Source organism: Bacteroidia bacterium (assembly GCA_026932145.1).
Lineage (GTDB): Bacteria > Bacteroidota > Bacteroidia > J057 > JAIXKT01 > JAIXKT01.
The window spans coordinates 151,648-176,252 of the sequence record JAIXKT010000021.1 but is presented as its reverse complement, the minus strand read 5'-3'; the positions used below and the strand labels follow the sequence as shown (position 1 = coordinate 176,252).

Here is a 24,605-nt window from a genome sequence, read left to right as displayed (position 1 = left end):
AATCTACTGGTTATAGTTTAAATTTTATACGGCCGGTTCTTTACGAAAGAGCTCATTAAAACGTTTTTCAGTTCTGCTTTTCCAATTTCCTTTGTGGTAAGCATATCCGGCAAGGATTGGGAAAGCTAAGGTGGCTTCAGCATACACCATTTGTTCATGCACTACATCTACTTTTCCCCAAGAGCAAGCCTCTTTGAGTGTTGAGCCGGAGAGCGCGCCGTCCCGCTCGTCTGCAACGGTAATTTGAATAGCATATTTGTGCATTGGGCAATCTTGTTCTAAGATTTCGGTTGCAACTACTACATCCTGAACAAAGTTTTTAGGAACTCCGCCACCAATCATCAAAATACCTGATTCACGTGCATGTAGCTTAGTCTGAGTAAGTTCTAAAAAGTCTGCCGCAGAATCTATGGTTACTTTGGGGCCTTTTGTATGATATTGATGATGGATTAAGCCGAAACCGGCAGAACAATCTGAAAAAGCGGGGACAAAAATCGGCACTCCTTTTTGGTAGCAGCGATATACGATTGAATTTTCTCGTGAGTCTCTATATTCTTCGTGGGTGTCTAAATAACGTCCCATTTCTTCTATAAATTCACGGGAGGAATATGGGCGTCTCTCCAAAGACTCGCATATCTTCCCTATCGTTTCATCACAAATACGTAGCTCTTCTTCATCAATATAAGTGTCATAAATACGGTCAATCCAAAGTTCCCGAAGTTCTTTATCATCAACAAATTGACTTCCTTTATAATGAAAAAAACCAAGTGCTTCAAAGAAATCTTGATCTACAATGTTTGCTCCCGTAGATACGATTCCATCAACCATATTATTATTGACGAGATCTAAAATTACTTGTTTTAATCCAGCACTGATAAGTGAACCAGCCAAAGTCAAATAAACGGCACAAGGAGAATCTGCCTGCATTTTATCAAAAATTTGGGCAGCACGGCTTAGATTTCTTGCTTGGAATGCCATATCTCCAAAGGAATCTACCAATGGTACAATTTGGCTATATTCCTTTATATCAATGTGTTTAACTTTGTGTTGTAATAAATCTGCTTTATTCATGGTGCAAGCTATCAGGGCGCGAAGTTACAAAAAATATCTATACGTATGCCTTTATGGTAGCTAAGAAAGAAAATCAATCAATACCCTGCCAAAAATATATTTAACCGAATAAAGAAATCATAAAATACTTAAAATAAGATATTTAAGTATTTTATTTTAGGTAGTTGCTATTTATTTTTAAATTCTGCCAATGCCTAAATAGTTACTTTTGCTTTCAAATTGGAGGTTTGAAGTTTATCATGCCGGAGTTTATCCATGAAAAAAAAATCTTTACGTTATATGAAGTAACACAAAGTATTCAGCGAACTCTCACTGACCGTTATAGCAGTTCTTTTTGGGTAAAAGCAGAAATGAATAAGCTAAACTTTTACCGTTATACAGGGCATTGCTACCCGGAATTAGTTGAAAAACAAGCAGGTAAGGTTATTGCGCAATTACGTGCAATTCTTTGGAAAGAAGATTATCTTCGGATAAACAATCAGTTTTTGGATATTTTGCAAGAACCTCTTAAAGAGGGAATTAAGATTTTATTTTTAGCAAAAATCACTTATGATTCTGTTTATGGGCTTTCGTTGCGGATTTTAGATATTGACCCGACTTACACTTTGGGGGATTTGGAGGCAGAAAAAATGCGCGCTATCCAAAAACTACAATCTATTGGTATTTTTTCCCAGAACAAGCGTTTGCAGATCCCTATATTACCTCAACGGATAGCGGTTATTTCGGTAGAAACAAGCAAAGGATACGCAGATTTTTTGAATGTTTTAGAGCATAATTCGTGGGGATACGCTTTTTCTATGACTCTATTTCCGGCGGTTTTACAAGGTGAACGTGCCATAGCAGATATTACAAGCCAGATTTTGCGGATTCAAAAACTGAAAGAAAATTTTGATATAATAGCTATTGTGCGCGGGGGCGGAAGCGATATTGGGCTTTCTATTTTTAATCATTTTAATTTAGCCCAAGTAATTGCGCTATGCCCAATACCAATTTTTACCGGCATCGGGCACTCTACGAATGAAACTGTTGCTGAAATGGTTGCCTTTCATAATGCCATTACGCCAACCAAATTGGCTGAATTTCTGATTCAGCAGTTTCACAATGCTGCTATCCCACTCCAAAAAATAACTGAAAAATTAGCCCTGATTTCAAAACGGAAAATACAGGAAACTTATTCTGTATTTTATCTACACACACAAAACTTCCAAAATTTAACCCAAAATAAGCTGTTTCAGGCAAATACCGAAATATCGCACATCCGCAAACAACTGCATAAAACTTGCTTATTTGTCTTAGATAAGTCTAATAATCATCTAAAAAACGTTCCCCCCAAAATTCTTTTTTTTAAAAATGCCTTGTTCAACTTATTGAGGCAAAATCTGCAAAATCTGCAAAATAATACCGAAAAAGAAATTCAGCAAGGGTTACAAAAGCATGGTAATGAATTAGTTGTTATTACAAAACACTTTAATTTTGTTTTTAATACTACTATTCGTGCGCAGAGGAAACAGCAAAATGAGCTTTTTTTGCGCTTAAATTCTGCTGTACGAACTTTATTTAAGGAAAAAGAACGTTCTATTTCAGAAGTAGAAAAGTTGGTTATTTGGTCAGATCCGGTTCAAATTTTAAAAAAGGGATTTTCTTTGACCCTTAAAAATGGCCGCATTGTGTCCAGTATTTCCCAACTTAACCCAAATGACGAGATTCAGACAGTGTTAGCAGACGGAACCTTAATAAGTGTTGTCAGAGAAATTCAACAACTTGAAAATGAATAATTTAGATAAAAATATAACCTACACAGAAGCTTTTAATGAGCTGCAAACAATTGTAGCAGAGATTGAACAAGGGGAAATTTCGATAGATGAACTCTCTCAAAAGACAAAGCGAGCTGCTTTACTAATTCGCATTTGCAAGCAAAAACTGCGTACTACCGAAGAAGATGTGAATAATATCTTGAAAGAAATAGCTGACGAAACAAAGGAAGCGTAAAATCAATGTGGATTTTTATCCAAAAAGACGATGGCCAGCACTAAAACGAGCAAGACAGATATACACGTACCCATAACAATCAAGAGCCGTTGTGGGCGAGATATGTAGTGAGGAACACTTGCCTGCTGGTATATGTTTAGTATTGTAGGAAATGCTTTTAAGTGAATTTCTATTCGTTCTTTTTCGCGCTCTAATAAAGCTATTTCTCCGTCAACGATATACAGGCGGCGTTCTAAGCTCACTAAATTATCATAAATCTGATGGGCTTCGGGAGAATCTACCATACCAGGGAGTGTTTTTTTCATATAATCTTCACTGCCAAGTTCTGTATGATAAATCTTATACCGCTTTCTGATACCTGCCAATGTGTCTAAAATGGCTTGTTTTTGCTCTTTTAATTCGGCTAATGTGGGCTGTATTGCCAAAATGCTCGTTTTGCGGCCGGCAAAAGTTTCTAACAAACTATCTAAATATGTTACCAAAAAATTAGCTGTTGCAGCGGCTTGGGTAGAGTCAATATTAAAGACGGATACGACAATTGAAGAGGCTGGAGTTGTGCGAACGTCTATATCTCCGTCAAAAACGCCTTCTATTATTTTGTCTTGCTTATCTAACGGATAATGAGAAAGCCCAAATTGTTGTATCCATTGAAATTTTTCGGATACCGCCTTTCGGGCAGAAGCTGCTGTTAAAATAGCAACACATCTATCAGCGTCGTCATTTCCGCCAATTCCAAAGCCTACCTGTTGGCTTTCCTTGAAGTTCAACTGTTTGATACTGGCAAAGTTAGGCGGGATAAATTCTGCTGATGCTTTGTATTTGGGGGTAACAAACCAAGGGAGCGAAAATATAACCGCTAATAATGCGCTAATAAGCACGGTAACTATTACGTATTTCCTACGAAACCAAACGCGCAGCCATGCCTCTTGTAGTGTTAGCGGAGGATTATTAGACATCCAAAATGAAACAGCCGCAAAACTATAAAAGCTACTGATACAATTCTAATATATCTGTAAATTTTTATTGCCTTCAGCCCCAAAACCCACCGAACTTGCTTTTTGTTTAAGCTATAATCTTTATTTTGAAACTTATTTATCCCTTTATTTAACAGTTTTCTATCTTTGCGGTTGGTTTTTTAATTTTACTTTTACTATAAATGCGCTTATATTTTTTTTTCGTAGCAACCATACTACTACTTTTTTCAACCGGTTGTACAGAAAAAGACCTTGTATCTGTTACGCCTAAAACAATGGTTCAATGGGCTACTGAGTTGGTTCAAAATACCCCTCCTGCGCAAAATATTTATACAGCCAACACGTCCGTTGTAGCATGGAAGGATCTTGCCGGAGCCGGAGAATATACCTGCAATGCAGACCATAGCGGACTACTAACTGCTTTGTTAAAAGTTACTTATAACTATAACAGCTTTGATCTTCAAACATGGCTTGGTTCAGCTCTACCAAGCGGTACAGACTATTTTCAGGCAATTGAACATAAAGATCGCTTTAAGCGATTCTCTTATATTAAAGATATACACCCAAACACCGTTATCGCGATTCACAATGCTGATTCTGTTGCAACTTTTAACCACATCATGATAGTAACGCTTGTGCCGGAAGAAATAACCCCAATTGCACCGATTGTTGGAAATACCCGCCAGTGGAGTATTCGAGTAGTAGATTCCAGCCTTTTGCCACATTCTAACGATACTCGATGCGATACTTGTTCCGGTCTTGGGGCAGGAACCGCTCGGCTATACACCGACATGAATGGAGTGGTCGTAGGGTATTCTTGGTCATTATCCCCTAACTCTACGGTATATTCCGGAAGCCAGCACCACTTAGCTATTGGGGATTTTGTGCAATAAAACTTATTTTACTTGCACACATAAGTTCTAAAATTACATAACTTTGTATATGGTTTTTCGCTCCATACTGCTTAGCAGTTTATTAGGTTTATTATTGTTTAGCTGTAATTGCAAAAAAGATCCGGATGTTCCGGTGGGTTTATCGGCATCCGAAATAAAAGCTGGCTTACGCGAAACTATTGTCATTGGGTCAGATTCTGTCATCAGCCGTTTAGGGCACTATCAGGGATTTGCAGCCGGAAGTCTCACACAAATACCTTTTCCACAGCAAGATAGCGCATTGGTTTCTATTATGAACCAAACAGAGGCCGGAGTAGCTAAAATGCAGGAATTAGAATACTTAATGAACCGTTCTGCAGAACGTTCTGTAAAAGCATTATTCCCGATAATAAAGCAAGCTACTGATAATTGGGATATTACAGATCCACAAAAAATTTTATACGGAAACCCAACGGACGCAACACGGTTTTTTAAAATGGCTTCCTATGAAATGGTTTATCAAAACTTTCATGGAATTGTGGCACAGGAACTACAATCCAGCTTAGCTACATTGCGTTGGAACGAATTAGTAGAAACTTATCTTAAAGTCCCCAACACACCAACTATTCAAACACAGTTAGATAACTATGTTACTAACAAGATTTTAGAGATTATATTCAATCGTTTAGCACAAGAAGAAAGTTATATCAGAACTATTCCCAAAGCACAGGTAACTCCGTTATTGCAAAGAATATACAGATTTGCATAACTATTGTTTATATTTGGCTTAAAATTTGCTATCTTTGGGTTGTTTTTTATTAGAATTTATGAAAAGAATCATTCTTTTTTACGTAGCATTATTAATGTCCGTAAGTGTTTTTGCCCAGAAAAGTAAAGAGCCGGGCATACATTTTTTTCAAGGCTCTTGGAGCGAATTACTTGCGGAAGCCAAAAAGGCCAAAAAAGGCTTTTTTGTAGATTTTTTTGCGGTTTGGTGCGGCCCTTGCAAAATGATGTCATCTACCACTTTCAAAGATGAAGATGTAGGCAACTTTGTGAGTAAGAATATGTTAGCCTATAAGTTAGATGCTGAGAAAGGTGAAGGCCCCGGACTTCAGAATAAATACAGAGTGAGAGCATACCCAACCGTAGTTTTCTTTGACTCAGAAGGGAACGAAATTGGGCGCGAAATTGGTATGCTGGATAAAACTGGTTTTTTACAGGTTTTGGAAAAATATCTCCCAAATATGAAACCCAAAGGAAAATCTTCTTCACGATTAGAAGATTATCAGCGACTAAAAGAAAAAGTAGCACCCGTTATTGAAGACAAAATCGGGATGAATCCGGCAACTAAGTCTGCCAAGCTAAAAGCCGCCGAGTATGGTAAGTTTTGGAATGAAGTAGATTTTGATGCCCTGATGGCAGAAAGCCAAAAACAGCTGCCTCCAAACCAACTATGGATATTAGAAGCAACTTATTACGGAAATTCGCGACAATATGAGAAGTTAACGGAAATCATTAACCCGCTTTTTGAAAGTGAAAAACTAAGCGCAGACCAATTACATTGGTCTGTGCTTTTTTACATGAATAGCGACCAGATTTCCCCAATAACAATGCGCTGGATTAACCAAGCCATCCGAATGGAACCAGACCCTGAAAAATATGACACCAAAGCCTTCTTGCTGTTTCAAAACCAACGCTACGAAGATGCCGCAGAAGCTATTAAAGAATCCCTAAAATTGGCCAAAAAAGAATCTATTTCCCGAGAAAGCTCCGAAATCCTAAATGCACTCATAACAGCTAAACTTTAACCCCTAAACTTGGAATAAAATTTGCACTACATCTACACAACTAAACCCAAAATGAATAATCATAAGTTGCAGATAACTAAGCTCTTGTTTTTGGCAGGGTTTATATTTTCAACCTTAAATCTTTTGGCCAAACCATCCGAAAAAACCCGCCCTGACTCCGCCTCCCGCAAAGTCAGGCAGGATGCTTTTGTAGAAGGAGAACGTCTTACTTATCGAGTTCATTATGGCTGGCTTAATGCCGGAGAAGCAAGTTTTGAAGTACACAAAAAAAGTATTCTGCATAACGGACGCGAATGTTACCAATTATTAGGAAGTGGCCGGTCTGCCTCTTCTTTTGACTGGTTCTTCCGTGTTCGTGATTACTATACAACTTATGTAGATAAGCAAACACTCCTCCCGCTTTACTATATCCGAAAAGTAGAAGAAGGCGGCTATAAATTTAGTGATACCGTATCTTTCGATTTCAGTACCAAAACAGTCAAAAGTACCCGAAAAACAACCGCTATTCCCATAAATATTCAGGATGTATTAAGTGCCTTATACTATGCACGTTGCTTAGATTTTGAAAACGCTTTATCTGGTGATGTTTTCAAAATCCCTATATTCTTAGATGACGAAATTTATGATTTAGGCGTAAAAGTTATCGGAAAAGAAAAACTTAAATTGGGAAATGCCGTATTTAACACCATTAAACTACAACCGCTCTTGGTTGAAGGCCGCGTTTTTAAAGAATCTAATACTATGGAAATATGGGTTTCCGATGATGAAAATAAAATCCCCCTAAAAGTAAAATCCCCTGTAATCGTGGGTTCAGTAGAAGCAGACCTAAAAAACTATTCTAACTTACGCAACCCGTTCACCTCAAAAGTTAAGTGATGAAGCTATTACGTTTTTGTTCGTTCATAGTAGGCTTATATGCAGGTATTTTGCGGGCTGACTATATCCTTATTCCGATGGATAATACGCAAACAGACCACCTAAAAGCATACGGTGCTGCCTATTGGATTATCGCTCATGGTATAGAAGTAGATTGGCTACTAAATTATCGCGGCGGAAGTTTTATGTTTAAATATAGCCAAGTATTTGAAAATGAACTAACAATACGAGGGATTAGCTATGATCGAATTCCAGATGCCAAATCCACTCAAATTCTCTCTTTAATAGCTTCCGAGAATAACAATATGGATGCCGTGAAGTTAGAGAAGACCCCAAAGATAGCTGTATATTCCCCAAAGTCCAAACTACCTTGGGATGATGCCGTAACCTTAGTGCTTACCTATGCCGAAATACCTTATGACATCGTATATGACGCAGAAGTAATGGATGGAAAATTAGCCGAATACGATTGGTTACACCTTCATCATGAGGATTTTACCGGACAATACGGAAAGTTCTGGGCATCTTTTCACACACAAGCATGGTATCAAAATGACGTGATGGAAAATGAAGCTATCGCTAAAAAATATGGCTATACCAAAGTATCTCAATTAAAATTAGCGGTAGCAAAAAGAATTCGGGATTATGTAGAAAAAGGTGGCTTTTTATTTGCAATGTGCTCTGCAACAGATTCTTATGATATTGCTCTCTGCGCAGAGGGTTTAGACATCTGCGATGTAATGTATGACGGAGACCCGCAAGACCCCAATGCACAATCCAAATTAGATTTTACCCGTGGGTTTGCCTTCCAAAACTTTACCTTAGAAAAAAATCCAGTCATCTATGAATATTCAAATATAGATACCTCTCCTTACCGAATGGTTCCTCAGGATATAGATTATTTCTCATTATTTGAATTTTCAGCTAAATGGGATCCGGTTCCTACGATGCTTTGCCAAAACCATAACCTCACCGTTAAAGGATTTATGGGGCAAACCACAGCATTTAACAAAAAGTTTATTAAGCCGGATGTTTTGGTAATGGGTGAGTTTAAGGCATTTAGCGAAGCCAGATATATGCACGGAAATTATGGACGCGGTATGTGGACGTTTTATGGCGGGCATGACCCCGAAGATTATCAGCATTTTGTAGGGGATGAGCATACCGACCTTTCACTCCATAAAAATTCTCCGGGATACCGGCTTATCCTAAATAACGTCCTTTTTCCGGCTGCGAAAAAGAAAAAACAAAAAACCTAAATCCATTTTGATATTTACTGAAAACCATAAAATACAAACGGTGAATTTTAATCAAAATTCACCGTTTAGCTATTCGTAGGATTTTGCTTCTATCAAAAGAATTCATTTTTAGATTGGGCATCCACCACAGCTATTGAAATCATATTGACAATTTCACGGATAGAACTTCCCATTTGTAAAATATGTACTGGCTTGTTTAGCCCCAATAGAACCGGCCCTATTGCTTCAATGCCTCCAATTTCTTGAATTAGTTTATAGGCAATATTTGCAGAAGTTAAATCTGGGAATATAAACGTATTGGCTCCGGTAGCTGCCAGTTCTGAAAACGGAAAAAATTCCTGCAATAAATCTGTCCGTAAGGCGAAGTTAGCTTGGATTTCACCGTCTAAGATTAGCTTAGGGTGTCTTTGTTTTAAGATTTGGGTTGCCTGCTGGATTTTTTCGGACGTAGAATCTCTATTGCTGCCAAAATTAGAATAAGAAAGCAGTGCTACACGGGGCTGGGCGTTGAAGAAACGAACTGCTCTTACAGTAAGCTCCGTGATTTCAACTAATTGGTCTGCAGTTGGTTGCTTATTAAAGGTGGTGTCGGCAAAGAAGAAAAGACCTCGTTTGGTATTGAGAACATACAAGCCAGCCAATGTTTTTACAAGAGGTTCTTTTCCAATGACTTCTAATGCCGGGCGTATTGCTACCGGATAGCTGTTGTTCAGGCCGGTTATTAATGCATCGGCCATTCCGGTTTCGACCATCATGAGGCCAAAATAATCTGGATTTTGCATCAGGTTTCGGGCTTCAATAAGCCGAATTCCTCTTCGCTGTCTTTTTTCAAAATATAGATTTGCAAAATATTCCCTTTGCTCATGGGCTGGCTCTGGGTCAATAATTTCTACGTCAGCGAGGTCAATTTCAAATTCTTGTATTTTTGCGCGGATTTTAGCCTTATTTCCAATCAAAATAGGCTGTGCAACTCCTTCATCAATAGCTATTTGAGCTGCTTTTAGTATTTTGTAAGAATCTGCTTCCGGCAGAATGATTCTTTTGGGGGTTTGCTGTGCTTTCAGTACAATTGAGCGGATAAAGCCTTTGTTCAGCCCGAGCCTGCCTTCTAATTGTTCTTTATAGTTTTCCCAATTTTCGATGGGTTTTGAGGCAACATTTGTTTTTATAGCAGCTTTAGCCACAGCCGAAGATACTGCCCAGAGTAAACGGGTATCCATTGGTTTGGGAATAAGATATTCCGAGCCAAAAACTAAGCTATGTTTATTGTAAATGCTGGATATGGATTCAGGGACGGGTTCATGGGCTAATGCAGCGATGGCTCGTGCGGCAGCCATTTTCATTTCTTCGTTAATGGCAGTAGCCCTAACGTCTAATGCACCTCGAAATATGTAGGGAAAACCCAATACATTGTTTACCTGATTTGGATAATCTGAGCGTCCGGTAGCCATGATGATGTCGTTACGGGTTTCCATAGCTACAGGATAGGCAATTTCGGGATCTGGGTTAGCTAAGGCAAAAACAATTGGGTTTTTGCTCATGGATAGTAGCATTTCCGGTGTAACTAAATTAGCAGAAGATAGCCCCACAAAGACATCGGCATTTTTCATAGCTTCTGCTAATGTGGTTATTTCGGTACGGTCAGTAGCATACAGAGATTTTACGGAGTCAAGGTTTGGGCGGCTTTTATGGATTACGCCGGTTTTATCTACCATCACAATATTTTGCTTTGAGACCCCTAATGAGACATAAAAGTTAGCACACGCAATAGCTGCGGCTCCTGCTCCGCTAACAACCATTTGAATCTGGCTGATGTCTTTTTGGGCTATTTCTAACGCATTTATCAATGCTGCACCGGAAATAATCGCTGTACCGTGTTGATCATCGTGCATAACCGGTATGCGTAGTATCTCTTTCAGTTTTTTCTCGATGATAAAACACTCAGGAGATTTAATGTCCTCAAGGTTAATGGCTCCAAAAGAAGGCTCTAAGCTGGCTATTATGCGGATAAGTTCTTCGGGGTCAGTGGCGTTTATCTCTATATCTAAACCGTCAATATCTGCATATTTTTTTAGGAGGACGGCTTTTCCTTCCATAACCGGTTTGGCGGCTTCCGGACCAATGTTTCCTAAACCTAAAACGGCAGTTCCGTTACTGATAACAGCAACAATATTTCCTTTTGCCGTGTAGTCATAAACCTTAGAAACGTCTTCGGCAATTTCTAAGCAAGGATAAGCTACCCCGGGTGAATATGCTAATGATAAATCCCGAATCGAAGAAACTGGTTTTGAAGGAATAATTTCTATTTTTCCGTTTTTATCTCCTTGGTGGTATGCCAATGCATCCTCTTTGCGAATATTCATAACTGACAAAATTAAGCGGTTTTAATTAACTTTAATGTTTTTGCACTAAAAATTTTCGGAATAAATCTGGTTGTTTATACCTATATGATTGTGTATTTCGCAATATCAAGCCTTCAAATTATTCAAATCAGTAGTTTTATTATCAAATTGAATTACTTAAAAAGGCCATCCAGAAAACGGGATGGCCTTTTTAAGTATAGGGTTACTGTGTTTTTTAGAAACTTACATTTACTGTAATTTGTTTTTGGGCGTAATTACCGGAGCATATTGTGATGATAGCTGTTCCGGGTGCAGCAGCGGCTATAAATCCGTTGCTATCTACAGTACAAGTAACTGCGTTATCAGAGCTATAGCGCAGTTCTGGATTCGTTACTGGGTTGCCAAGTGCGTCTAAGGCTGCAACAGTCAATTGTTTTGAGGGGTTAGAAGTTACACTTAGGTTGATTGTGTTTCCTTCGGCTACTGTTATTGAGGCAACAGCCGGATTGCCGCTACCGCAATCATCACCAGCCTGAACGCCAACCATAACCATTGCACCTCCCGCAGTGTATTCTTTGCCTGTTACGTAGCAAACTACGGTAGAAGCGTTTCCTTGTATAGCATCTGTTTTTACAGTAACTAAGCCGGTAGAAGAAACCGTTCCGATATTAAGTATGTCAAAGCCGGCAGGGAAAGTAGGTAATTCCCATGTTAGGGGTACTCCGGAAAGAACTGTATTTGTTTTGGCGTTATAAACTTTAGCTGTGAATTGTTTGGTTTTTCCGGGAGCTACTGAGGCATAAAATGGCTCTATAACAACCATTGTATCTGGATATACTTCTAAATAAGCTTCTCCTATCACCCCTTTGGCAATAGCCTGAATGGTAACTTCTCCCATTCCCACACAAGTAACAAGGCCGTTTGGATCTATGGTAGCTACAGAGCTATTGGTCGTTTTCCATGTAAATGTTTCTGTAACTTGTTGATTGTTACCATTAAATGCTTTTGCTGTAAATTGTTTTGTATCTCCTTTAAAGGCAGATGCGCTTCCGGGAGTTACTTGAACCCTCACTACTGGAAGAGTTACTTCTGGAACGCCTACCACAAGCACTGGTACTAATACTACTGGGTCTCCGTCATATTGAGCTTTAACAGTAATTGTAGCTGTTCCGGGAGCTACCGCCTTGAATGCTCCTGAAGCAGAAACCGTAGCTACTGATGATTTATCTATAGAGTAGGTGAATTTATTGGATGCTAAGGGGCCGGTTCCGGTGTATAAGAAAGATTCAAATTGCAGTTCAAAACCGGGATCGCACAAAATAGCTGCGGGTCCAACGGTAAATAGCGGTGTTCCGGCAATTTGTAGTGGTACAGAAGCAGTATATTCACGCCCCTCTAAATTTACCTTTGCTGTGATAGTTGTTTGGCCAATACCTTTTGCCGTTACTACCCCCGAAGCTGAAATATCAGCCACACTGGTAGTGCTTGAACTCCACGTAACACTTGTTGCTGCCGAAGATACGCCGCTTTCGTTAATTACGCGAGCAGTGTAGGTAAATGACTGGTCAGGAAGGATAGTTTTAGCACCATTCTCAATCTGTAAAAGATATTTTCCTTTCCCTTGTGAAGAACCACCATTTGGGTTGTCATTGTCTTTTTTACAGCCCACTAACGTTGCTCCGAATACAAACGAAGCCAGCACTAAAAAGTGCCATAACCGATGAAAAGTTATTCCTTTTTGCATATAGTTTAAAAAAAAGTATTTCTCAATTATCAATATTAATGCCAAAATTAGTTTTTTCTGTTGAAAAAACATATAAAGTAATTGAAAACTTATTCTAATCCGTTGTTAATTAGATTATTTAAAAATCAAAAACTATAATAAGGTTTAATTGTTATCTTCATTATTTGATTTTTAATTAGTTTTTGGGTTAAAAAAACAAATCATTATCTATAAAAATCAAAAAAAAAATAATTTGGCACTCAAGACTAAAATATTCAGTGATGAAGTATGCACATTATTACTAATTTTGCGGGCAATTGAGAAACCTAAGAATACGTAATCCATTAAACTTAAAATATGTTATCACCTAATACGCTTATCTATAAATTTTTGTTAGCGGTTTTTTTGGTTTTCGGGGGCAATCTTATTGCGCAATCACCAGCTAATAATGCGGAAAAAGACAAAAAAACACCCACTACTACTGCTAACCAAAAAGATTCTAAGGCTGCCAGCCCTGCCGTAAATAGCCCCCCTGTTACTTACAATACTTGGTTAATCGGGATTCATGGAGGAGTTACGAACTTTTGGGGAGATATTCGGAACTATGACTTTGGGCAAATTCCACCTTTCTTCAGTAAAGAAGATACTAAGTCGAAATCTGAGTTTCAATGGGGAGCGGGAGCAATGGTTCAAAAAAATATTTCTTCTATGTTTGGCGTAAGATTATCCGGAACTTACGGTAGGCTATCGGGAACTATTACAGTATCTAAAACCCCAAAAACACGCCACTATTTCTTAGCTAATTTTTGGGATGCCTCTCTAAATGGGGTTATTTATTTAAGTAACATCCATTTTAATCCCAACAAAGAGTACAAAAACAGAAAAGCATTGATTTACGCAACATTAGGTGTTGGTACTATTGGTTTTTCAGGGAAGTATCGGAAAGTTTCTAATGACTCTTTACTGCTCAGTTATGGGAGCTATATTCGCCCAATTCTTCCTATCGGCTTAGGAATCAAATATCCGGTAAGCATGAAATCTGATATAGGGTTAGAGTTTTCGTATCGCCCTGCAATTACAGACAAAATAGACGGCTACGAAGCAAAAGGATCTGGTAATGATAGTTATTCATATCTTAATTTAAATTATACCTACTATTTTGGTAGAGGTGACCAAAATATTGATAGAGTTCATCCGTTTGCAGATAATAACGACAAGGTTAATAGTATGGAGGCAACCATCGCAAATATGCGTAAAGATAAAGACAAAGATGGCGTTCCAGATTATTTAGACCAAGACAACAACACCCCTCCCGGTACTATTGTTGGGCCACGCGGTGTTCCAGTTGATGTTGACGGAGACGGCGTAAATGATGCTTATGATATGGATTTAACTACCCCAAAAGGCGACCCGGTAGATAAATATGGAGTCTCTACCAAAGATTCTGACGGAGACGGAGTGCCAGACCATAGAGACCAAGAGCCTAATTCACCCCCCAATGCAATTGTTAATTTCAAAGGACAAAGCGTAACCGGCACAACCCCAACAGCAAATAATGCAGGTAACAACAATACAACCGTTATCAACAAATATTCCGGTAGTAATCTTTTCTTAAATGTAGTTTATTTTGACTTTAATGACTATACTGTTAAAGGTGATTTTTACCCACAGATTGCCGAAGTAGCAAACCTATTGAAAACAACTCCGGAGCTTAGAGTAAATTTATCCGGCCATACTGATATTGTAGGCTCAGAAGCTACAAACCAAAAATTATCTCAAATCAGAGCAGACGCAGTAGCTAAAATCTTAACTGATGTTTATGGTATTCCAGCCAATAAAATTAAAACACAATCATTTGGAAAATCCAAACCATTGTCAGTCAATAAAATGAAAGCCGTACAAGCAACTAACCGTCGGGTAGAAATTCGTATTTCTTTGGACAAAGAGTAATTTATCCTGACATTTTGATTCTAAAAAACTCTGCCTAATGTACTTTTTAGGCAGAGTTTTTTTAATTATCCGTAGTTTTGCCTTTAATATGAACTATCCGTTTAATTCAGAACAAATTGCTGCCTTTCAGAATCAACGTTTTGCAGCTCTTGAAGTTATACATAAGAAGAATGTTTTGTACATTACCCTAAACCGGCCGGAAGTTAAAAACGCTATTAATTCCGTAATGATGTCCGAGTTAGCTTATTCTATGGCGTATGCCCACTACACTCCGGAAGTTTGGGCAGTTGTTTTAAGCGCAAATGGAGATACTTTTTGCTCCGGTATGGATTTAAGAAGCATCGGCAAAACAACTCATTCTGATGAATCTACCATACCTTTAGTGGACGAAACAGTAGTAATCGCCTCTTTGTTTCAAAACTTACATAAACCGGTTATTACCAAAGTACAGGGAAATGTGTATGCCGGAGGCTTCTTATTAGTGGGTTCAAGTACCTATGTTATTGCTACTGAAAAAACTACATTTACATTACCTGAAGTAAAACGAGGTATATTTCCCTTTCAGGTACTCGGGGTTTTGTTAAATTTAATGCCGCCCAAACGTGCCCTTGAACTATGCCTATGGGGAAGAGCAATTTCGGCAACAGAGGCTTACAGTTTAAATATCATAGATAGCATTGTTTCCATAGAAAACATTGATAACCATACTGATACCTTATTAAACTCATTGTTACAGAACTCTCCCACAGCTATACGGCACGGAATGCAAGCCATGCAGGCAATGCGTGGTGTATCTTATGAAGAGCAACAAATTTGGCTCAAAAATCAGCTATCCCAACTACTGCAAACCCAAGATGCCAAAGAGGGAATACAGGCTTTTCTGCAAAAAAGATCCCCTATCTGGACAGGATTATGATTTATCTTGAAAAAATCAGAACTAATTAAATTATTGTTTTTTCTATGTTTTTTTTTCCTTGATTTGCATAATGAACAAGCGTATTCTGACAGGTAGGCCAGATGAGCGTACCCTAAATTTTGCTGAACGTTTATACTTTCCGGAGATATTCAAAGGAATGTGGTACACCTTTAAACACATGTTTAAGCCTACATACACATTAGAGTATCCGGAAGAGAAGCCCGTTTTGGGAGCAGAATTTCGCGGTAGGCCGGTATTAGTGGCCGAAAACAATAAAGAACGGTGTGTTGCCTGTGGACTTTGTGCCCGAGTTTGCCCCCCCTTAGCAATATCTATGCAAGCTGCCGAAACAGATGACCCTAAAGAAAGATACCCCATAACATTTGAAATCAATATGTTACGCTGTATCTATTGTGGCTTTTGTGAAGAAGTTTGCCCAGAAGAAGCCATCGTTATGTCTAACAACTATGACATAAACTTTGCGGAGAGATCCGAGGCTATCTTTGATAAAGCCAAATTACTCACCGAAAAATCTCAATTGACTAACCGTCTTCAATGGTTAGCTCAAAAAAGAAACCCTGACTTTGGAGTTGTGTTTAACTTTTTAGTAAACAACAACCGCCATAGTATTAGAAACCGAGCGTCCCTTTAATCTAAAAATTAAACTACTGAGCAATTCGTAATTCAGAAACTTAAGTTACATTTGCATCTCGTTTTGTTCGTTAGATAACTATCTTTACAGAGAACCTAAGATTATGAAATCTTTGCTAAGAGTATCCAAATTCACTTGTTTTACAGTTATTGGCTTAGGCTTTTGGGCTTGCCAGAAGCCGGACTATCGCTCATGCTTTATTCCATCAGCAACAAATATAAAAGTACGCCAAGAGGTTAGTTTTACCAATTGTTCTGATTATGATAAAGGCTTTGATGATTGTACTTGGTATTTTGGAGATGGAAAAGTGCAAAATTCTGTTGGAACCTTGACCGTTACCCACAAATATTTGGAAGCAGGAAAATACAAGGTTCGCCTTGTTATCGGTGAAAAAGATAATATTAGCGAAAAAACAGAAATTATTACCGTAACGGATTAATTTTTTATTGATTATTATTACTTTTGCTACAAGATTACACGCATAAATCCATAAAGTTATCACACACAAACACACACAATATTCATGAAACGTACATATTTAGCACTCGCCATAGTGCTTGCTATCGGGTCGCATAGTTGTAAAAGTTTTAAAGGGGCAACAGTTACCGTAACGCCTAACCCTTTAGAAGTTCACGCTGATTCCGTTAAATTTTCCGTAAAAGCCAATATTCCGGCAAAATCCGGTATCAAAAAAGGCGGTATTTATACCGGAGAACTCGTCATTAAAAACGGAGCTAACACATTCACACTCAATAAAATTAATGTTCCCTACGAAAAATATCCCAATATCAAAAAAGAGGGAGCCAGCCTCTCTACCAGCGGAGAAACCGCCTTTAACGACAAAATGGACGGCGGAAACTTAATTGCTGTAAATAAATATAGCCGCAAAAAGAAAAACGTTGATTTACCGGATCTCACCTTAGCACCTTGCTGTATCACTACTTCTCGCTTAGTATATGAAAATGACCAATTTTTAATGACTAAGCATAGCTATGTTAAAGAAGTTCCGCTTACCTTAACAGCCGTATTTCAATTTCCTCGTGATGTCTTTGCTATACAGCCCACAGAGTTTGACAAGTCTGAAATCCGTAATATCGGAGATTTTATTTCCAAACGCTTTCCGGCTACCAGCATTACCGTTGTAGGTTTTGCTTCCCCCGAAGGGCCTTTTAAAAGAAATCAAATGCTTTCCGTAAATCGCTCTAAAGAGGTCGTAAAATGGCTAACCGACCAGCTAAAAAATTATGGATATTCCGCTTATTTAGATTCAACTTTCTTTAAAATATCCACTACTTCAGAGGATTGGGACGGGTTTAAGGCAAATTTACGCTCAATGCCTTTCTCCGAAGATGTAAAAAGCCAGATTATCGAAATTGCCTCAGCCGGCTATGATGAAGACCTTAAAGAGAAGAAAATCATGGCTTTAGTTGGTGGCTACAAAAATGTAGAGGAAATTTTAGCTCCGTTACGCCGCGCCACCATTCGCTTAGAAGGCTACGAACCCAGACGCACTGATGCACAAATAGATTCCATTTCTGCTATCTTTGCTAACGGCGGAAACAAAGGTACACTTCGCGAAATCTTCCAAAAAGAAGAATGGCTTTATGCTGCCTCCCGCATTACCAATAACACGGCTCGCCGCGATATGCTCAAAGAATTTACCCAAGCCTACAAAGAAGAGTATCGCGCCTTTAACGACTTAGGAGTTCTTTACCTAAAAGAAAGAAATACCGAAGAAGGCTTTAACGCACTAAGCGAAGCGAACCGACTGAGCGCAAACAACTATATTGTTCAAAACAATTTAGGCGTTGCCTATAAAAACAAGAAAAATATCGCTGAAGCCAAAAAACTATACGAAAATTCATTATCCGGTACATCAACACCTGAGGCACAATTTAACTATGGCGTAATCTTAGAAAAGAAAGCTATGTATTCTGCTGCTACTGAGCGTTTTGGAAACTCTCGTTCTTTGGGAGGTGCGTTATACAATTCAGGATTATGTAAACTCCTAATGGGTGATTTTGCCGGCGCAAAAACAGATTTAGAAACAGCTATTCGCGAAGACCAAACTCAAGCATTATACTATTATGTACTCGCTATCGTAGGTGTGCGTACAGGTGCCAGCGACATAATGGCTGTTAATTTAAAGAAAGCTGCTACCTTAGACTCAAAATTCGGAACCAAAGCTCGTAATGACTTAGAATTCCGTAAACAATGGGAAAGTGCAGAATTTAAAGCCGCAGTAGGAAACTAATTCCATTCTTTTAACCTTTAAAATAGCTGGATAATATCATGTCCAGCTATTTTTTTCTGCCAAAATTTTTTAAAAAACTTGTTTTTTAGCTCGAAAAAAACAATAACTTTGTTCACCTGACAGAGAATCTGTTCGTGATACTTCCTATGATAAGCCAAGCAGTTCAGGATATAGACATACATAAGACCCTCAAGCAATTTTTTGGGTACGACTTTTTTCGCGGAAAACAAGAATCTGTTATTCGCCATTTATTAAACGGCGGAGATTGCTTTGTCGTGATGCCTACCGGAGCCGGTAAGTCGTTATGCTACCAGCTACCAGCCGTTATGAAGCCGGGTACAGCCTTAGTAATATCGCCATTAATCGCACTCATGAAAAACCAAGTGGACCAAATGCAGGCACTTGGTATAGAAGCCGGATTTCTAAACTCAACCATGAGCAAAAGCGAATATGAGTTGGTCAAAGAAAAAGTCATATCCAGACAGTTAAAACTCCTCTATGTAGCTCCGGAATCCCTTGTAAAAGAAGAATTTGTTGAGTTTTTACGGCAAGCTGACATCAGTTTTGTAGCCGTTGATGAAGCTCATTGTATTTCTGAATGGGGGCATGACTTCCGCCCAGAATACCGAAGAATCCGTTCGATTATTAATATCGTAAAACGTGTCCCAATCATTGCCCTAACGGCTACTGCAACCCCAAAAGTTCAACAAGACATTGTAAATAACCTTTCTTTAGAAAATTCGGAGACTTTTATTTCGAGTTTTAACCGCCCTAACCTATACTACGAAATTCGCCCTAAACGAGATCCCGTTACAGATATTATTCGATACATCAAGTCTAATCATAATAAATCCGGAATTATTTACTGTTTAAGCCGCCGTAAAGTAGAAGAGCTTTCTGAAATTTTAACTGTAAATGGAATCAAAGCCGCTCCTTATCACGCTGGTTTAGAGACTTCTGTACGAAATCAGCATCAGGATATGTTCTTATCCGAAGAGATTCAGGTAGTTGTAGCTACTATCGCCTTCGGTATGGGGATAGATAAGCCGGACGTGCGCTTCGTGATTCATTATGATGTACCAAAATCCATCGAAAGCTATTACCAAGAAACCGGTAGATCTGGCCGAGACGGCCTCGAAGGAAACTGCTTACTTTTCTATGACTTTAACGATATTGTGAAGTTAGAAAAGTTTATGAAGGATAAAGGGGTTTCCGAAAGAGAATCACAAAAACATTTACTTTATGAGATGGCGGGATTCTGCGAATCAGGAATCTGCCGCAGAAAATTAATCTTACATTACTTTGGTGAATTCTATGATGAGAAACACTGTGAAGAGATGTGCGATAACTGCCGAAGCCCTAAACAACGTTTTGATGCAAGCGATTTGGTGAAACACGCTCTCGGTTGTGTGCAGGAAACAAACGGAAAATTTCAGATGAACCACCTAATCAGCCTTTTGAGAGGCTCACAAGGCCAGCAAATAAAAATGCACCACCACGATAAATTAAAATCACATGGAAAAGGTGCTCATTTAGATGAACTTGAATGGAAATCTATATTTACCCAACTTATCGTATTAGATTACCTTGTTAAAGACATCGAAGACTATGGCTGCATCAAATTAGGGAAGCACGGTAAAGAATTTTTAGAACACCCAACACCAATATCTCTGATAAAATTTGAAAATACCGTTATTCAAAATAGTAGCGATATTACTCATATAGAAGACGTTAAGTCTTATGATGAGATTCTTTTTGAAATGCTAAAAAATCTAAGGAAGAAAATTGCTCATGATAAGAAAGTTCCTCCTTACATTGTATTTCAAGATCCGTCATTAGAGGATATGGCCATCAAATATCCCATTACGTTGGAGGAATTTGAAAATATCGTGGGTGTAGGAGCCGGAAAAGCACGAAAATTTGCGACACCTTTTTTAGAACTTATCCAAAAATACGTAGAAGAAAACGATATATCTCGGCCAAATGACTTTATCGTTAAAACTAAAGGAGATAACTCCTCTAATAAATTATTTATCATTCAGCACATTGACCGTAAAACCCCGATAGACCAGATTGCAACACTACGCGGCATGACCTTAGCTGAAGTAATTGCCGAAATTGAAAATATTATTTATTCCGGAACAAGACTAAACATAGACTACTATATCCGCCAAATTATTGAGCCAGACCGTATCGAAGAAGTATATAACTATTTTCGCCACGCTGAAGACGGCTCCATTGATATTGCAGTAGAAGAATTTGACGATGAATATGACCCCGAAGAATTACAATTGGTGCGTATCAAATTTTACTCAGAAATGGCTAATTAAAATATTATGAATAACTCATTAGAAGATACTTTTTTTGAAATTGAAAATGCTTTTTTAGAAACCGAAGACAGAGAAGCAGCCTTAGAACAGCTTAAAGCATTACACATAGGACAGTTACGCAACCCTGAATCCTTAGAAGAATTTCGAACCTTAGCCCTCAATGGTTGCGGCGGAATCTACATTCCGTATCTTTTTTGGATTGATTTAACGGGCTTCTTTGCTCATAAAGTCCCCAGCCAACGTTTGTTTGAAATTCTTAAAGCTTTCTCTGAATCTACTTTTGAAGATACCGAAAAAGCAAAAATGAAATCTCTCCTAATGACCTACTTTGGCGCTGAAAAAGAATTTGAAATAGATAGAATCCGCACATTCATCATCCAGAAATCACACCCAAAAGTACAAGAATACTTAAACAAGATTCTCAATTTTGTCCTAAAAAACAACCGTTCAATAGAAGTTTATCACCAAAAATTCAGGTTGTTATCTTCTTTTTATCCGGACTTTACCTTGCTGAATATGCCACTATCCCAAATTCAAGAAACGATTGCATAACAATAAAGTTTTCTGAACTAAGTTTTCTATTTTGAAAAATATACCGTAAAGGAACAACGGAGTTTGTATTTTTGCAGCAAATTCAGGTTTCCTATTATGTTATATAATTCAAAATTAGAATATCCGTTTTCTAACCGGCATATTGGCCCGGACGAGTTGCAAACTCGGGAGATGCTTCAAGCAATTGGTTTTTCAACCTTAGAAGACCTAATAGAAGCGACTGTTCCGAGTTCTATCCGCACCCGCAAGCCGCTAAATCTTCCGCCCGCTTTAACCGAAAATGCTTTTTTAGATACTATCCAAAAAATTGCCGCTAAAAATAAGATTTATCGGTCTTACATCGGCTTAGGGTATCACGACTGTTTTACACCTTACGTAATTTTACGGAATATCTTAGAAAGCCCGGCTTGGTACACCGCATACACTCCGTATCAAGCAGAGATTTCTCAGGGAAGATTAGAAGCTCTGCTGAATTTTCAAACGATGGTTTGCGATTTAACCGGTATGGCTATAGCAAATGCTTCTTTGTTGGACGAAGGCACGGCGGCAGCAGAAGCAATGGTTATGATTCGCTCTATTGTAAGTACCAAAAAATCAACAGCTAACCAGTTTTGGGTAGCAGCTAATAGCCTTCCACAAACTATTGAGGTTTTAAAAACCCGCGCCCAACCGCTTGGAATAGAAATAAAACTCTTTGAAGGAACCCTACCTAAAGACACCTCCGCTATTTTTGGAATCTTACTCCAATATCCTACAACCGATGGATTGGTTGTAGATTACCGGGACTTGGTTTTAGCAGCGCATCAGCAAGATATTTTAGTTGCCGTTGCAGCCGACCTATTAAGTTTAACGGTATTAACACCTCCGGGAGAATGGGGAGCAGATGTTGTTGTGGGTTCAACCCAGCGTTTTGGGATTCCGATGGGATACGGCGGCCCCCACGCAGCTTATTTTGCCTGCAAAGATGAATACAAAAGACTGATTCCCGGTCGCTTAATCGGTGTGTCTATTGACGCTGAAGGAAAAACCGCTTATAGAATGACCTTACAAACCCGTGAACAACATATTCGGCGGGAAAAAGCTACCAGTAATATCTGCACAGCCCAAGTTTTGTTAGCCGTTATGGCAGGAATGTATGCCGTTTATCACGGGCCAAAAGGTCTTAAAAATATTGCAACAAGAACCCACCGCCTCGCCTCAACTCTTTCAGAAGCATTGCAAAAAATTGGATTTTATCAAAATAATAAATTCTTCTTTGATACTTTGTGTATCTCATTAGTAGATAACGCGGGTCAGCAACTTGCAGCAATCAGACGCTTAACGGCAAAAGCAAAAATTAACTTTCGCCTAAACGAAGAAGAAGAAACCGTTTGTATCTCCTTAGATGAAACCACAACAATTGAAGACATTCAGGATATTGTCAAAATTTTTGCAGAAGTAATTGACTATAATGGAACTATACCGGACGTTCTTGAACTCTGGGGGTATGGGAAAATGCAGATTCCCGAATCTCTTACGAGAAAATCTGACTATATGACGCATCCTGTTTTCAACACTTATCATGCTGAAACCGATATGCTTCGCTATATCCACCGGCTTGAACAAAAAGATTTGTCGTTAAACACTTCCATGATTTCATTGGGTTCTTGCACCATGAAGCTAAACGCTACCGCAGAAATGTTGCCGGTAACTTTTCCGGAATTTGGGCGAATCCACCCTTTTGCACCGCAGAATCAAGTTCGTGGTTATCAGCAGTTATTCAAGGAATTAGAACAATATTTAGCCGAAATCACCGGCTTTGATGCAGTTTCACTACAACCTAATTCCGGCGCTCAAGGAGAATATGCCGGCTTAATGGTTATCCGAGAATACTTTAAAGCCAAAAAGCAAGAATTTAGAAATGTTGCTTTGATTCCGGCTTCCGCACACGGAACAAATCCAGCCAGTGCTGTTATGGCTGGAATGAAAGTTGTTGTGGTAGCCTGCGACCCACAAGGAAATATTGATATTAACGACCTAACCCAAAAAGCAGCACAATACCAAAGCCAATTAGCTTGTTTGATGGTTACTTATCCCTCTACTCACGGGGTTTATGAAGAAGGTATTCGGGAGATTTGTACAATTATCCACCAACATGGCGGGCAAGTGTATATGGACGGAGCAAACATGAATGCACAGGTCGGTTTAACGAACCCTGCCTTAATTGGTGCTGACGTTTGCCACCTGAACCTGCATAAGACATTTTGTATTCCACACGGAGGGGGAGGTCCCGGTGTAGGGCCAATTTGTATGGCTAAACATCTGGCTCCGTATCGCCCAAGCCATTCATTAGTAAAAACCGGTGGCCAAAAAGGGATGAGTGCCGTTTCCGCCGCTCCTTTTGGAAGTTCCTCAATATTAGCAATTTCCTACGCCTATATCCGAATGATGGGAGCTACCGGCCTTACTATGGCTACCAAATATGCTATTCTAAATGCGAATTACCTTCGCGCCAAACTCGAAAAATACTATCCGGTTCTGTATAAAGGAAAGCAAAATTGTGTTGCCCATGAAATGATACTTGACTTCCGCCAGTATAAACACTCTGCCGAAATAGAAGTAGAAGACGTAGCCAAGCGACTTATGGACTTTGGGTTTCATGCTCCTACTGTTTCTTTTCCCGTACCCGGCACACTCATGATTGAGCCAACCGAAAGTGAAGCTAAACCTGAGTTAGACCGCTTTATTGCTGCAATGGAAGCTATTTACCATGAAATTGAAGCCGTTTTAGCCGGAAAATCTGATAAACACGATAATCCGTTGAAAAACGCCCCGCATACCGCTATGCGCGTAACCGCTAACGACTGGAAACACGGTTATTCACGGGAACAAGCAGCTTTTCCCCTACCTTGGCTACAAGAAAATAAGTTTTGGCCAGCCGTTTCACGCATAAATAATACCTACGGAGACAGAAACATCATGTGTACCTGCCCACCGGTTTCTGATTACGCAGAAAACCCAACTGCGTAATTTTAACAGTATTGATTGAATATAG

The 24,605-nt window shown here is 38.9% G+C and carries 19 protein-coding genes; 15 read left to right on the top strand and 4 right to left on the bottom strand.

The window, feature by feature from the left end:
- Positions 1 to 24: 24 nt before the first annotated feature.
- On the bottom strand, positions 25 to 1,086 hold the full coding sequence (locus tag LC115_06310) for a deoxyhypusine synthase (protein ID MCZ2356288.1): 1,062 nt from the start codon (positions 1,084 to 1,086) through the stop codon (positions 25 to 27).
- 212 nt (positions 1,087 to 1,298) lie between these two features.
- Between LC115_06310 and xseA the strand changes: the two genes are divergently transcribed.
- Positions 1,299 to 2,846, top strand: a complete 1,548-nt coding sequence (xseA, locus tag LC115_06305; GenBank protein ID MCZ2356287.1) for an exodeoxyribonuclease VII large subunit — start codon at positions 1,299 to 1,301, stop codon at positions 2,844 to 2,846.
- Positions 2,839 to 3,060: an exodeoxyribonuclease VII small subunit gene (gene xseB, locus LC115_06300; protein MCZ2356286.1), complete on the top strand. Its 222-nt coding sequence runs from the start codon at positions 2,839 to 2,841 to the stop codon at positions 3,058 to 3,060. Before xseA ends, xseB begins: the two co-directional genes overlap by 8 nt.
- Before the next feature lie 2 nt (positions 3,061 to 3,062).
- On the opposite strand, the gene LC115_06295 is transcribed toward xseB, so the two are convergent.
- Positions 3,063 to 4,016 (bottom strand): hypothetical protein, encoded by a 954-nt coding sequence (locus LC115_06295; protein ID MCZ2356285.1) that lies wholly within the window; start codon positions 4,014 to 4,016, stop codon positions 3,063 to 3,065.
- A 200-nt stretch (positions 4,017 to 4,216) separates the two neighbouring features.
- Here LC115_06295 and LC115_06290 point away from each other — a divergent pair, with 200 nt between their 5' ends.
- Genes LC115_06290 through LC115_06270 form a run of 5 tightly spaced genes read left to right on the top strand, consistent with a single transcriptional unit; the run spans position 4,217 to position 8,852 of the window.
- Positions 4,217 to 4,927 carry a hypothetical protein gene (locus tag LC115_06290; protein MCZ2356284.1) on the top strand — a complete coding sequence of 237 codons (711 nt, stop codon included), beginning with the start codon at positions 4,217 to 4,219 and terminating at the stop codon, positions 4,925 to 4,927.
- A gap of 49 nt (positions 4,928 to 4,976) precedes the next feature.
- Entirely contained in the window at positions 4,977 to 5,675 is a 699-nt protein-coding gene (locus LC115_06285; protein MCZ2356283.1) for a DUF4197 domain-containing protein, read from the top strand.
- A 58-nt stretch (positions 5,676 to 5,733) separates the two neighbouring features.
- Positions 5,734 to 6,717: a thioredoxin family protein gene (locus LC115_06280; protein MCZ2356282.1), complete on the top strand. Its 984-nt coding sequence runs from the start codon at positions 5,734 to 5,736 to the stop codon at positions 6,715 to 6,717.
- A gap of 51 nt (positions 6,718 to 6,768) precedes the next feature.
- Positions 6,769 to 7,593, top strand: a complete 825-nt coding sequence (locus LC115_06275; GenBank protein MCZ2356281.1) for a DUF3108 domain-containing protein — start codon at positions 6,769 to 6,771, stop codon at positions 7,591 to 7,593.
- A complete protein-coding gene (locus LC115_06270; protein ID MCZ2356280.1) occupies positions 7,593 to 8,852 on the top strand; it encodes an asparagine synthetase B in 1,260 nt (419 codons plus the stop codon). The genes LC115_06275 and LC115_06270 overlap by 1 nt, the downstream gene beginning before the upstream one ends.
- A 92-nt stretch (positions 8,853 to 8,944) precedes the next feature.
- Here the strand turns inward: LC115_06270 and LC115_06265 are convergent, their stop codons facing one another.
- Positions 8,945 to 11,215, bottom strand: a complete 2,271-nt coding sequence (locus LC115_06265; GenBank protein MCZ2356279.1) for an NADP-dependent malic enzyme — start codon at positions 11,213 to 11,215, stop codon at positions 8,945 to 8,947.
- 214 nt (positions 11,216 to 11,429) lie between these two features.
- A complete protein-coding gene (locus LC115_06260) occupies positions 11,430 to 12,938 on the bottom strand; it encodes an Ig-like domain-containing protein (protein MCZ2356278.1) in 1,509 nt (502 codons plus the stop codon).
- A 336-nt stretch (positions 12,939 to 13,274) separates the two neighbouring features.
- On the opposite strand from LC115_06260, the gene LC115_06255 reads away from it, so the two are divergent.
- From LC115_06255 to gcvP, 8 genes are all read left to right on the top strand, one after another.
- Positions 13,275 to 14,867: an OmpA family protein gene (locus LC115_06255; GenBank protein ID MCZ2356277.1), complete on the top strand. Its 1,593-nt coding sequence runs from the start codon at positions 13,275 to 13,277 to the stop codon at positions 14,865 to 14,867.
- Positions 14,868 to 14,955: 88 nt separating this feature from the next.
- Positions 14,956 to 15,783, top strand: a complete 828-nt coding sequence (locus LC115_06250; protein MCZ2356276.1) for an enoyl-CoA hydratase/isomerase family protein — start codon at positions 14,956 to 14,958, stop codon at positions 15,781 to 15,783.
- A 70-nt stretch (positions 15,784 to 15,853) separates the two neighbouring features.
- On the top strand, positions 15,854 to 16,435 hold the full coding sequence (locus LC115_06245; GenBank protein MCZ2356275.1) for an NADH-quinone oxidoreductase subunit I: 582 nt from the start codon (positions 15,854 to 15,856) through the stop codon (positions 16,433 to 16,435).
- A 103-nt stretch (positions 16,436 to 16,538) separates the two neighbouring features.
- The gene (locus tag LC115_06240; protein ID MCZ2356274.1) at positions 16,539 to 16,874 is read left to right on the top strand and encodes a PKD domain-containing protein; all 336 of its coding nucleotides are present in this window, start codon (positions 16,539 to 16,541) and stop codon (positions 16,872 to 16,874) included.
- An 84-nt stretch (positions 16,875 to 16,958) separates the two neighbouring features.
- Entirely contained in the window at positions 16,959 to 18,689 is a 1,731-nt protein-coding gene (locus tag LC115_06235) for a hypothetical protein (protein MCZ2356273.1), read from the top strand.
- A gap of 146 nt (positions 18,690 to 18,835) precedes the next feature.
- Entirely contained in the window at positions 18,836 to 21,019 is a 2,184-nt protein-coding gene (gene recQ / locus LC115_06230) for a DNA helicase RecQ (protein MCZ2356272.1), read from the top strand.
- 6 nt (positions 21,020 to 21,025) lie between these two features.
- Positions 21,026 to 21,571: a hypothetical protein gene (locus LC115_06225; protein MCZ2356271.1), complete on the top strand. Its 546-nt coding sequence runs from the start codon at positions 21,026 to 21,028 to the stop codon at positions 21,569 to 21,571.
- 96 nt (positions 21,572 to 21,667) lie between these two features.
- Entirely contained in the window at positions 21,668 to 24,580 is a 2,913-nt protein-coding gene (gcvP, locus tag LC115_06220) for an aminomethyl-transferring glycine dehydrogenase (GenBank protein ID MCZ2356270.1), read from the top strand.
- The last annotated feature ends 25 nt before the right edge of the window (positions 24,581 to 24,605 follow it).

What these genes read in the sequence shown, in the direction of transcription:
- LC115_06255 (MCZ2356277.1), top strand. Translation starts at nt 13,275, where the DNA reads ATGTTATCACCTAATACGCTTATCTATAAATTTTTGTTAGCGGTTTTT.
- LC115_06270 (MCZ2356280.1), top strand. Translation starts at nt 7,593, where the DNA reads ATGAAGCTATTACGTTTTTGTTCGTTCATAGTAGGCTTATATGCAGGT.
- LC115_06275 (MCZ2356281.1), top strand. Translation starts at nt 6,769, where the DNA reads ATGAATAATCATAAGTTGCAGATAACTAAGCTCTTGTTTTTGGCAGGG.
- LC115_06245 (MCZ2356275.1), top strand. Translation starts at nt 15,854, where the DNA reads ATGAACAAGCGTATTCTGACAGGTAGGCCAGATGAGCGTACCCTAAAT.
- LC115_06280 (MCZ2356282.1), top strand. Translation starts at nt 5,734, where the DNA reads ATGAAAAGAATCATTCTTTTTTACGTAGCATTATTAATGTCCGTAAGT.
- LC115_06290 (MCZ2356284.1), top strand. Translation starts at nt 4,217, where the DNA reads ATGCGCTTATATTTTTTTTTCGTAGCAACCATACTACTACTTTTTTCA.
- LC115_06285 (MCZ2356283.1), top strand. Translation starts at nt 4,977, where the DNA reads ATGGTTTTTCGCTCCATACTGCTTAGCAGTTTATTAGGTTTATTATTG.
- LC115_06225 (MCZ2356271.1), top strand. Translation starts at nt 21,026, where the DNA reads ATGAATAACTCATTAGAAGATACTTTTTTTGAAATTGAAAATGCTTTT.
- xseB (MCZ2356286.1), top strand. Translation starts at nt 2,839, where the DNA reads ATGAATAATTTAGATAAAAATATAACCTACACAGAAGCTTTTAATGAG.
- LC115_06265 (MCZ2356279.1), bottom strand. Translation starts at nt 11,215, where the DNA reads ATGAATATTCGCAAAGAGGATGCATTGGCATACCACCAAGGAGATAAA.
- gcvP (MCZ2356270.1), top strand. Translation starts at nt 21,668, where the DNA reads ATGTTATATAATTCAAAATTAGAATATCCGTTTTCTAACCGGCATATT.
- LC115_06250 (MCZ2356276.1), top strand. Translation starts at nt 14,956, where the DNA reads ATGAACTATCCGTTTAATTCAGAACAAATTGCTGCCTTTCAGAATCAA.
- LC115_06240 (MCZ2356274.1), top strand. Translation starts at nt 16,539, where the DNA reads ATGAAATCTTTGCTAAGAGTATCCAAATTCACTTGTTTTACAGTTATT.
- recQ (MCZ2356272.1), top strand. Translation starts at nt 18,836, where the DNA reads ATGATAAGCCAAGCAGTTCAGGATATAGACATACATAAGACCCTCAAG.
- LC115_06295 (MCZ2356285.1), bottom strand. Translation starts at nt 4,016, where the DNA reads ATGTCTAATAATCCTCCGCTAACACTACAAGAGGCATGGCTGCGCGTT.
- LC115_06235 (MCZ2356273.1), top strand. Translation starts at nt 16,959, where the DNA reads ATGAAACGTACATATTTAGCACTCGCCATAGTGCTTGCTATCGGGTCG.
- LC115_06260 (MCZ2356278.1), bottom strand. Translation starts at nt 12,938, where the DNA reads ATGCAAAAAGGAATAACTTTTCATCGGTTATGGCACTTTTTAGTGCTG.